10 protein-coding genes and 1 riboswitch are annotated in these 11,142 nt (G+C 39.0%); of the genes, 2 read left to right on the top strand and 8 right to left on the bottom strand.

What is annotated here, in order from left to right; all coding sequences use genetic code 11:
• Positions 1-55 precede the first annotated feature (55 nt).
• Genes IV88_RS08155 through lysA form a run of 7 tightly spaced genes read right to left on the bottom strand, consistent with a single transcriptional unit; the run spans position 56 to position 7,160 of the window.
• Positions 56-1,111, bottom strand: coding sequence for an aspartate-semialdehyde dehydrogenase (locus IV88_RS08155; protein WP_057800410.1), 1,056 nt, complete (start codon positions 1,109-1,111; stop codon positions 56-58).
• The gene (locus IV88_RS08150; protein WP_057800409.1) at positions 1,111-2,301 is read right to left on the bottom strand and encodes an aminotransferase class I/II-fold pyridoxal phosphate-dependent enzyme; all 1,191 of its coding nucleotides are present in this window, start codon (positions 2,299-2,301) and stop codon (positions 1,111-1,113) included. The genes IV88_RS08155 and IV88_RS08150 overlap by 1 nt, the downstream gene beginning before the upstream one ends.
• A 10-nt stretch (positions 2,302-2,311) precedes the next feature.
• Entirely contained in the window at positions 2,312-3,082 is a 771-nt protein-coding gene (gene dapB, locus IV88_RS08145; protein ID WP_057800408.1) for a 4-hydroxy-tetrahydrodipicolinate reductase, read from the bottom strand.
• Positions 3,075-3,971: a 4-hydroxy-tetrahydrodipicolinate synthase gene (gene dapA, locus IV88_RS08140; RefSeq protein ID WP_371862101.1), complete on the bottom strand. Its 897-nt coding sequence runs from the start codon at positions 3,969-3,971 to the stop codon at positions 3,075-3,077. The genes dapB and dapA overlap by 8 nt, the downstream gene beginning before the upstream one ends.
• The gene (locus tag IV88_RS08135; protein WP_057800406.1) at positions 3,967-5,124 is read right to left on the bottom strand and encodes an N-acetyldiaminopimelate deacetylase; all 1,158 of its coding nucleotides are present in this window, start codon (positions 5,122-5,124) and stop codon (positions 3,967-3,969) included. Before IV88_RS08135 ends, dapA begins: the two co-directional genes overlap by 5 nt.
• 1 nt (position 5,125) lies before the next feature.
• A complete protein-coding gene (dapD, locus tag IV88_RS08130; RefSeq protein WP_057800405.1) occupies positions 5,126-5,839 on the bottom strand; it encodes a 2,3,4,5-tetrahydropyridine-2,6-dicarboxylate N-acetyltransferase in 714 nt (237 codons plus the stop codon).
• A complete protein-coding gene (gene lysA / locus IV88_RS08125; RefSeq protein ID WP_057800404.1) occupies positions 5,805-7,160 on the bottom strand; it encodes a diaminopimelate decarboxylase in 1,356 nt (451 codons plus the stop codon). The genes dapD and lysA overlap by 35 nt, the downstream gene beginning before the upstream one ends.
• 77 nt (positions 7,161-7,237) lie before the next feature.
• Positions 7,238-7,414: riboswitch (Lysine riboswitch) on the bottom strand.
• 228 nt (positions 7,415-7,642) lie between these two features.
• On the opposite strand from lysA, the gene IV88_RS08120 reads away from it, so the two are divergent.
• Positions 7,643-9,013, top strand: a complete 1,371-nt coding sequence (locus IV88_RS08120; protein ID WP_057800403.1) for an aspartate kinase — start codon at positions 7,643-7,645, stop codon at positions 9,011-9,013.
• 34 nt (positions 9,014-9,047) lie between these two features.
• Entirely contained in the window at positions 9,048-10,022 is a 975-nt protein-coding gene (gene dapF, locus IV88_RS08115) for a diaminopimelate epimerase (protein ID WP_057800402.1), read from the top strand.
• 31 nt (positions 10,023-10,053) lie between these two features.
• On the opposite strand, the gene IV88_RS08110 is transcribed toward dapF, so the two are convergent.
• Positions 10,054-10,989: an alpha/beta hydrolase gene (locus IV88_RS08110; protein WP_057800401.1), complete on the bottom strand. Its 936-nt coding sequence runs from the start codon at positions 10,987-10,989 to the stop codon at positions 10,054-10,056.
• Positions 10,990-11,142: the final 153 nt, after the last annotated feature.

Below are 11,142 nucleotides of genomic sequence, written 5' to 3'. Positions count from 1 at the left end.
TTAGTCCAATATTATGGGTTCAGATCACCTAGTTTTTTATACTAGAGAGATTTTTTTACAAATGCAGTAACCCCTGTTCATGCAACTTTTCAGCAATCTCTACTGAGTTCCAAGCGGCACCTTTCAACAAGTTATCAGAAACATTCCACATATGGAAGCTGCCTTCATTTTCTTGATCTGGACGAATCCGACCGACAAATACATCCTTCTTACCTACAGCATTAACTGCTTGAGGATAAATTTGATGTTCAGGATCATCTTGAACAACCACACCGTCAGCTTCGCTCAATACACGACGAATATCATCTGCAGTGGCATTTTGATCTTCAACTTCAAAATAAACTTCTTCTGAATGAGCAACAGGAACTGGTACACGAACGCAAGTTGCAGTTACTTTGATAGCTGAATCATTCATTTCACCCAGCATAATCTTCTTAGTTTCATGAATCATTTTCCATTCTTCGTGGGTATAACCTTCATCTTCAAAGACATCAATTTGTGGTAATGGATTAAAAGCAATTTGGTAATGTTTCTTATCACCGGCTGCCGGTAAAATTTGTGGATCAACTGCTTCATTATTTAGTACTTCTTGTGATTCTTCTTCCAATTCATTTAATGCACGCTGTCCTGCTCCACTGACAGCTTGGAACGTTGTAACAACAACTTGCTTTAACCCAAACGCTTTCTTGATGGGTTCCAAAGCAACTACCATTTGAATAGTTGAACAATTTGGATTGGCAATAATTCCTTGATGATTCTCCATAGCTTCTGGATTAACTTCAGGAACAACCAATGGAATTTTAGGATCCATTCGAAAAGCACTTGTATTATCAACAACTACTGCACCACGTTTTACAGCTTCTGGAACAAACTGCTTAGATACACCACCACCAGCTGAAAAGAGCGCTAAGTCCACTTCTTCAAATGATTCTGGGGTTGTTTCTTCAACTGTAATCGTTTGACCATTAAACTTAAGTTGCTTGCCAGCTGAACGACTGGAAGCTAATAAGCGAACACTTTCAATTGGTAAACTAGTTTCTTCTAACATTTGAATCATGCGGGTTCCAACTGCTCCAGTTGCCCCAACGACTGCTACTCGATATCCACTCATTACATTGCCTCCGATTTAATCTCTTCTTGATATTTTGTAATCTTTTCAATTGCTAAATTTAGTTTTTCCATTGATGCAGCATATGATAAACGGACGTATCGTTCACCACCAGGTCCAAATGCGGTTCCTGGAATCACTGCCACACCAGCTTCTTGAGCTAACTCCAAGGCATAGGCAAACGAATCACCTACAAAGTCGGTTGGAATTTGAATAAATAAATAAAACGCTCCACGAGGTTCAACGAACTCGTACCCAAGCTTGTTCAAAGCGTATTTCATAAATTGTTGACGCTGATGATAGATTTCACGCATTTTATCGATTTCAGCATCACCGTTTGAAATTGCTTCAATCGCTGCTGCTTGTGTTACGTTTGGCACTACAGTCACCATAAATTGATGAACTTTGGTTAGGAACGGCATCAAATCTGCAGGCCCAGCGATATAACCCACGCGATATCCAGTCATAGCATAAGCCTTAGATACACCATTAATGTAGATTGTTTGTTCTGGAAGTAATTTAGCAAAAGACGTATGTTGTTTTTCATATGTCAGCTCTGCGTAGATTTCATCACTGATAACCCAAATTCCGCTCTGCTTAATCACTTGAACTAATTCTTCCAATTCGGTCTTGGAATACGTTACCCCAGTTGGATTAGAAGGATAATTTAAAATTAGAGCTTTGATACCAGGATTGGCGTCTAAAGCAGCTTTCAAGGTGATAGGGGTCAGCTTGAAAGCAGTTGGAGAAGTGTTCAAAAGAACACTCTTAACACCTAACATGGTGGCTACCGCATTATAAGCAGAATAAACCGGAGTTGGAATTAGTACTGAATCTCCTGGATTTAAAACAGTTTTCATGGCAACTGTAATAGCTTCGGTTGCGCCAACCGTTATCAGAACTTCATCCGCCGTGTAATTCAAATCAAAATGACGTTGTAAATACTCAGCAATGACTTTTCTTAATTCTGGTTTACCAGCTGTTGCTCCGTAGTGAGAATCATTAGTCGCAATATCATTAATTCCCGCTTCTTTTACATGTGCTGCAGTATCAAAATCCGGTTCACCCAGTGTAAGCTTGGTAATCCCAGGAATTGAACTAACTTGGATATCAAAAGCTCGAATTGCAGATGGTTCCAGCTTTTGGACATCCCGGTTTATTTGCGTTATACAACGCGGATCAACATTTGGCATATCATCACTCCTATAAAATATTCTCTAATCCAATCGTTAATTCTTTTAAAGTGATAACTTTTAAAATGGCCAGTTCAAGACCCTGCATGAACGAATCACGGCTAAATGAGTCCTGTCGAATTGTTAAGGCCTCGCCTTTACTACCAAATAACACTTGTTCATGCGCTACATACCCTGGTAATCGAACAGCGTGGATTGGAACCGAATTAGATAACTGTCCACGAGCTGGTTGTTCTTCTACATTAGTTAAATTAATTGGAGCTTCTGTACGTCCTTCTTCAATCAACGCTGCGGTTCTCAAAGCCGTTCCAGATGGCGCATCAAGTTTATCTTCATGGTGCATTTCAATGACTTCCGCATTTGGAAAATATTTAGCTGCTTGTTTTGCAAATTGCATTAGTAAAACCGCCGACAAGCTGAAGTTAGGCACAATCAAGCCACCAAGATGTTCTTCTTCACTCAATTTTGTCAGTGTCTGAACTTGATCATCCGTTAATCCAGTCGTTCCAACAACTGGTGTTAAATGACGTTTTAAAGCGAATTGTACATTCTCAAATACTGCACTTGGAATACTTAAGTCCACCCACACATCAGCACTTGGAAAGTTATCTGAAAGTTGTTCGAAAATAGCTTTACTGTCGAGTTCCGGTGCCAATTCAGTATGTGCGTTAGCATGTGGTCCATATACAGCAACCAATTGGAATTGATCATTCTTATGAATCATATTGAGAGCAGCTTGACCCATTTTGCCGTAGAAACCCGCTAAAATAATCTTAATCATTATCAGATACCCCTTGTGCTAAGATTTCATGCAATTCATCACTTTGTTGACTGTTTAATTTTAAAATTGGCAGTTTTGGTTCACCAACCTCAAATCCAGATCGGTTCAAAGCATCCTTAACAGGTGCTGGTGATGGATGACTAAATAATGCTGTCATCTTAGGTGTTAATTGATCCTGTAATTCAGCAGCAGATTTAATATCACCTTGATCAAACAGATCAGTGACGGTTTGCATTTGATCACCAAAGAGATGACTCGCAACTGAAATTACACCTTTGACACCAACCTTAGCACCAGACAATAACTGTCCATCCTCACCGGTATAAACGTCAAAATCTAAGTCTTGTGTGTGATCAACTAAATAGCTTAAATCATCTAAATTTGTACATTGCTTAACTCCAATAATGCCTTGTTGATGAGCTAATTTAACGATTGTTTCGTTAGCCATCGTCACACCTGTACGTCCGGGAATGTTGTAGATAATCAATGGCAAATCACTGGCTTCGGCTACCGCAGTAAAATGGGCAACCATTCCTGCTTGGTCGGGTTTATTGTAATAAGGAACAACCACTAATCCAGCATCAATTCCATTAATCTGAGCAACTTCTTTAGTAAAATTGACCGTATCAGACGTACTGTTAGTTCCCGTCCCAGCAATGATTTTTGCTCGACCATCCACAATTTCTACAAATTTACTAAATAAATTGATTTTTTCATCATGACTTAAGTTAGGGCCTTCACCTGTCGTTCCACCAATGACAAATCCATCACTACCGTGTTGAATCAGATGATTGGTAAGTTGTTCTAGCTCATCGTAGTTAATGGAACCATCTTGATTAAATGGTGTTACAAGTGCCGTTATTATTTGATGTGTATTACTCATTTCAATTCTCTTCTTTCATTCGATATTCTAAGAAAGCCGTAATCTTTTGAACTGCTGGTTCTAAAGCTTTTTCATCGGGATTAAAGGTACTTGAATGCAATTGGCTTGTATCACCAACACCGAGCCAGAACATGGTGCCCGGAATCTTTGATAGTAAGTATCCGAAATCTTCACCCGTCATTGCTGGCTTGGAAATTTGAAATGTGTCCGGATAGTTTTGTTGCATAAAATTAATGAAACGGTCGGTTGTTGCAGGATTATTTACAACTGGCAAATATCCGCCCTGACGCATTTCTACTTCAACCTGACAATCAAATGCAAGCTCAATTCCCTTACATACCTCATCGATTCGTTTACGAATCAACATAATCATTTCTTGTGAAAACCCACGCACTGTTCCATGAAGTTCTGCCTCACCAGCAATTACGTTCCGAATATGACCAGCCTGCAATTGCCCAATGGTAAATACCCCGCCTTCGGTTGGATCAACATTACGTGAAACAATTGTTTGAAGTTGAACCACTAAATTGCTTGCTGCCACAACCATGTCGTTAGCTTCATGAGGAAAACCGGCATGACCACTTTTACCAATTAATTTGATATCGACTTCTGTCGTTCCGGCAAATAACACACCGGGACGACAAGCTAAGTTGCCAGCTGCATAATCTGGTGTATCGTGAAGTGCGTAGATTTCATCCAAGTGCCATTCATCTGTGAACACACCTTGTTCGTACGCTAACTTTCCACCATTTTCACTCTCTTCAGCTGGTTGAAAGAAAAACACAATATTATCGACAGGTTGATGTTCAGCAAAATGATTCAAAATTCCCAAAGCCACCGTCATATGTAAGTCGTGGCCGCAGGCGTGCATTGTGTGCTTATATTGAGATTTAAACTCTAACCCAGTTTCTTCCTCAACTGGTAAAGCATCAATATCAGCGCGATATCCAATCGTTCGTTTAGGTGCACTTCCAGCTACCCGCACCAACAGCCCAGTTGGCAAATCAGGAATTTCATGAATAGTTAAAAGCTCTTGATTAAATTGTCTAACTTCATTTAATAGGAAGTCATGTGTTTGAAATTCCTGTAAAGCTAGTTCCGGTATCTGATGTAACGCTCTTCTGATTTGGCTTAAACCATTTGCTAAAAGTTCTGTCATTCTACATCTTCCTTAATTCATCTAGTAGTTGTGTTTTTGATTCAGTTTGTTGATCAATATCTTTAATTTTACGAGCGGGAACGCCAGCTACCATTGTGTGTGGTGCAACATCTTTCGTTACAATCGCACCTGCTGCAACTACCGCACCATCACCAACTTGAACTCCTTCAATCACAACCGCATTAGCACCAATGACAACATCATTTCCAATTGTAACTGGCGTTGCCGAAGGTGGTTCTACTACACCTGCTAACACTGCTCCGGCACCAATATGTGATCTCTTGCCGACGATTGCACGGCCACCAAGTACAACACCCATATCAATCATGGTTTCTTCACCAATTTCAGCACCGATATTAATGATAGCGCCCATCATGATTACTGCATGTTTTCCAATTGTGACTTGATCCCGAATTACAGCTCCTGGTTCAATTCGAGCATCTATCTCCTTAATATCTAGCAGTGGAACGGCTGAGTTACGAGCATCATTTTCAATTTCAACATCCTCAACCTGAGATTGGTTTTCATCAAGCCATTCTTTAACATCTGCCCAATCACCAAAGATGACCCCACTCTTAGTTTCTACGAAAGCTCTAATTGAGTCTGGAAATGATAGATTTGCTAAATCACCTTTAATATATGCTTTAACTGGCGTTTGCTTTTTTGAATTACCAATAAAATCAATAATTTCTTGTGCGGTCATTTTCTTTGTCATAGTTTCCTCCTATATTAATGAAGTATTCACTGTCTAAATTAACTAAATCTTGGAACGTTTCTCTTTTAATCACAATTTGTGCACGATCATTTTCAACGAAAACAACTGCTGGTCGTGGGTTTCGGTTGTAATTAGAAGCCATTGAATATCCGTAAGCTCCCGTAGCTAAGATAGCAAAGATATCGCCTGGCTTTGTTTCTGGTAGCGGCTGGTTCTTGATTAAAATGTCGCCTGATTCACAGTACTTTCCAGAAATTCGAACATTTTCTACAACTGGTGCATGAACCTTGTTTGCAACTACACCGCTATAATCAGCTTGGTAAAGGGCTGGTCGGATATTATCACCCATTCCACCATCAACACTGACATAAGGTTGATAATTTGGAATATCCTTCCGAGAACCAATCGTATAAAGGCTGTATCCTGCTGGTCCCACAAGTGAACGTCCGGGTTCAATCCAAATTGCTGGCAATGGCAAATGATTTTGTTCTGCGGCCTGTCGCACATTTTGAATGATTTGGCGAACAAGTTCTTCAGGTGCAGGTGGATTGTCGGTTCCAACATATTGGATTCCAAATCCTCCGCCAACATTTAAAACCTCACTCACAAAATCATATCGTTTCTTCCAATGAACGAGGAGTTGCATCAATCGTTCAACCTCTAAATCGAATCCTTCAGATTCAAAAATTTGTGAACCAATGTGACCATGAATCCCGATTAAATTAAGATTGCTATTTTGATTAACAATTTCAAATGCTTGATCTGCTTGACCTGAATCAATATCAAATCCAAATTTACTATCAATTTGGCCGGTTTGATCGTACTCATGGGTATGAGCCGAAACACCTGGTGCTACTCTTAAAATGATATTCACAGTTGTTGGTTGTTCTTCCAATAATGATTGTAGTAATTCCAGCTCATGGAAGTTATCCACAATAATGGTCCCAACGTGATTTTCAAGTGCCATTGATAATTCTTCTCGGCTCTTGTTATTTCCGTGAAAACTAATTTGACTAGCTGGAAAATGTGCTTGCAATGCGGTATAAAGTTCTCCACCAGATACAACATCAATGTGCATATTTTCCTGAGACATAACTTGAAAAATGGCAATGGAAGAAAAGGCTTTGGAAGCATAACTCACTTCGTACTCAGTTTGTTCTTCCTCAAAGACTTTTTTAAATTTGCGAATCTGACTTCTAATCCGTGCCACGTCATAAACGTTCAGCGGAGTGCCATATTGCTGAACAAGTTTGGTAGCTTCAATTCCACCAATCGTTAGTTGATCTTCTGCATTTGTTTCAATATCAAGATTTGCTGACATAATCATTCTCCTAAATAAAAAAGTCTTTTCACCATTGTGGAATCCACACAGCGAAAAGACTTTGGAAATGATCATCTTATTCGTTAAGCGCCCCACAACGAGTGAACGTTGTGACAGTCCGTTGCTTATTGAGCAGCGTCCCAGCTAAGTTATTTACACGAATAACCGCTTCGGCAACTTCCCCTTTCGATAGCTTCAAAGTTCTGTGTGAACTCCACCACCTAATCTTGTCGGTTGCGACCTCTTAAGTTAATTAAAAGATTATAATATTTCTCACAGTTAGTCAAGTTATTTTTTAATCTTTATTTTGACAGACGACTTTAATTTTAAAAATAAATACTCGTATTGATTCCACACAATCTATAGAAAGCTTTTATATCAGCTATGAACTTAGCTCTTGAAATTATTTCGAAGCATGTTAATATCAAAACCAATCACATTTAAAAATTAAAAAATTCTAATAATTAAGCAGGGATAACATTATGAAAATTGTTAAATTCGGTGGAACATCACTCGCTAGTGGACCACAACTTGAAAAAGTTATTAATATTATTAAGTCCGATCCAGAACGACAAGTAGTTGTGGTTTCTGCTCCCGGTAAACGTTTTGCCAATGATATTAAAGTGACTGACTTATTAATCACATACGCTAATAAAGTTTTGGCTCACGAGGATTTAACTGAAATTCAAAAATTATTAACTGCACGCTACACAGAAATTGCTGAATACTTTGATTTACCAACTGATCAGGTAGCTCCAATTGTTGATCATATTTTGAATCTACCAAAACAACAATATCCTTCACACGAATTTCTACTAGCAGCTTTCAAAGCTCATGGAGAACGTCTGAACGCAATGTTAACTGCTAAAATCATGACACACATGGGAATACCTGCTAGGTTTTTAAATCCAGACGAAGCTAGTATCACTGTGGAAGGTTCACCAAATGATGCAACAATTTCAGAAGAATCTTACGATAAATTGAATCAAATTGAAGTTGGTAACGAGCGCATCATTGTTCCCGGATTTTTTGGATATACCAATCAACATGAAATTGCCACATTTGCGCGTGGTGGTTCAGATATTACCGGAGCTATTTTGGCACGTGGACTACATGCTGATTTGTATGAAAACTTTACAGATGTCGATGCGATTTACTCTGCTAATCCTGCTGTGGTTGACCATGCATTTCCAATCGATCAGATGAGCTACGTCGAGCTTCGAGAACTTTCATATGCTGGCTTTAGTGTTTTTCAAAATGAAGCTATTATCCCTGCTATTCAGGGTCAAATTCCAATCAATGTTAAGAATACTAATCATCCGGACCGACCAGGCACGATGATTGTTCCGAAGAAAGATGCTTTATATAATCGTCCAATTACAGGTGTTGCAGGATCCAGCAGGTTTTCAGCGCTATACTTGCACCGCTATCTTTTAAATAAGGAAACCGGCTTTACGCTCAAACTACTCCAAATCTTTTATAAATATGGAGTAAGTTATGAACACATGCCTTCTGGAATTGACGATTTAACTGTCATCTTTGATAAGAGCCATTTAACTGAAACAACTATTTCAAAAATGTGCGCGGAAATTAAAGAAGCCCTCCATCCAGATCAAATGGAATGGATTGATAATTATGCCATCATCATGGTCGTTGGTGAGGGAATGCGTGGACGAGTTGGAACACTTGATCACATCCTCCACTCGCTTGCTATCAAGAACATCGGTGTCCGAATGATTAATCAGGGTGCTTCTCGAATTTCAATCATGATTGGTGTTAATAAGGAACTTGCCAATCCAGCTATCAAACAAATCTATCATGAATTTTTTCAAACTGAACCAATGTCGCTCTAAAACACATGTACCAATTTAAAAAAGGAGTATTAATATGACTGAAATTTTAAGAGTCCACGGATCAGAAAATACATTTTTATTAATTGATCAGCGCAACTTAAATCAACCATTATCCGACTCAGAACTACAACAGCTTGCTCAGACTAGTTTAAAGAGTGATGATAAAGCTGTTGGCGGAACTGATGGCCTGCTAGTTGTTAATCAACCAACCAAAGAACACGCGCTAGCACAAATGCGTGTAATTAACTCAGATGGTAGTGAAGCCAGCATGTGTGGCAATGGTTTGCGCACTGTAGCTCGTTATCTTTCTGAAACCACCAATCAGGATCAATTTTTAGTTGATACAATGCACGCTAACTTACGCGTCCGCAAAATGCCTCAATTATTTACTGGGATTCCAACCTTTAGCGATGAAATTTCGCCAGTTAGTTTTGATTTAGATACTTTACCTATGACATTGCCAGAGCATACTCAAGTAATTGATGAAATCATCCCTGAGTTACATCCCTCAATTCATTTTTCAGCTGTTTCAGTTCCCAATCCGCATCTAATTGGAATCGTAACTCACGATGAAATGGAAAGTAGCTTACTTGAAGACTTAGGTCGTCGCTTAAATGAACCCAATGAATTCTTTTCGGATGGAGTTAACCTGAGCTTTGTTGAAATACTGGGACCCAACCGAATTTTTGTCCGAACCTTTGAACGTGGCGTTGGACTAACAAACGCTTGTGGAACCGGTATGTCAGCTGCCACACTTGTCTATGACTTAACTCATCCCGAATCAGGAACTTTCGAGACGCTCACAAACGTCACTAATCCCGGTGGTATGGTGCAAACGACCGCTCATAAAAATGATGACCAATATTGGATTGAACTCACTGGTAATGCCACTGTAACTTTTAAAATTGAAATAACCGAATCCGATTTACACGACGCTAATTTAGAAAACATTACTGCTACAGATACCCACGAAGAAACGCAGTATCAAAGATTTGTTAACAGCTTATAAAAAAATCTCTCCTGAATCAGGAGAGATTTTTTTATGAAACATATTTACTTAAAAAGTTTTTGACAGTTTTAAAGTACAATTCAGGTTCAGTATCCATTGATTTAGCGTGTTTGGCACCATTAACAATCAACTTTTCTTTTGGACCTTTAGTAGCTTCATAAACCGGTTCTAACATTGATGTTGGAACGAATGTATCCTTACTTCCATGAATAAATAGCATTGGGAGTTTATTCTTGTGTAGCTGTTTAACCGCACTGGCTTCGGAATAATTATAACCAGCTCGAAGTTGTGAAATTAAACTAACTGTTGGTACCAGTGGCCATTTTGGTAAGTGGTACATACTCTTTGCCTGATAGGTAATTTCATCATCAACACTAGTGTACCCACAATCTTCAACGAATGCTTTCACTTGATGAGGTACGTCCTTTTCGCCACTGGTCATCATGGTAGTTGCACCACCCATACTGATTCCCCACATGACAAGTTGTTGGTTAGAGCCTTCCGCTTTTAGCAGCTTGTTCATCCATTTAATATAATCACGACGGTCAATCCAGCCATAGCCGATTAACTTACCTTCACTCTTACCATGCGCTTGATCATCCGGTGCCAAAACGTTATAACCCATTTCATGGAACATTCCAGCCGCACCACCATCTTGCGTTTTATCCGCCATATATCCGTGTGCTAAAATAACTGACTTATTAGTCTTATGTTCTGCTGGAATATAATAAGCATCCAATTGATGTTTCCCATTTGCAGATGTCATTTTCCAATTTTCTTTATGGACCGTTTGGTACCAATGACGTTGCTTGTACAGTGGGTCTTTCTTCGATAATTCTGTTGAACTCGACAAGAAGCTTTTATGTCCTCTGACTTCGGCAACGTGGAAGAAATACATTCCCGCACCAATATCTAAAATTAATAGTGTACCGAGCACTATTGAAAACCATTTAACAAATTTCTTCATCCGAAACCTCCATAATCATTATTTGATTATAGTAAATGTTGTTAATTAATTTTCGATAAAATACGATCTCATTTGCACAATTCCCCAAATTAAAGGATATTTTGTAACTTTAACCTGTGACATTGACATAGCGTAACTTAATTGTGGGTGGAA

Origin of the sequence: Pediococcus argentinicus (assembly GCF_001437605.1) — a bacterium.
GTDB lineage: Bacteria > Bacillota > Bacilli > Lactobacillales > Lactobacillaceae > Pediococcus > Pediococcus argentinicus.
Note: the sequence above shows the minus strand (reverse complement) of the source record. Positions and strands in the feature narration are given on the sequence as shown.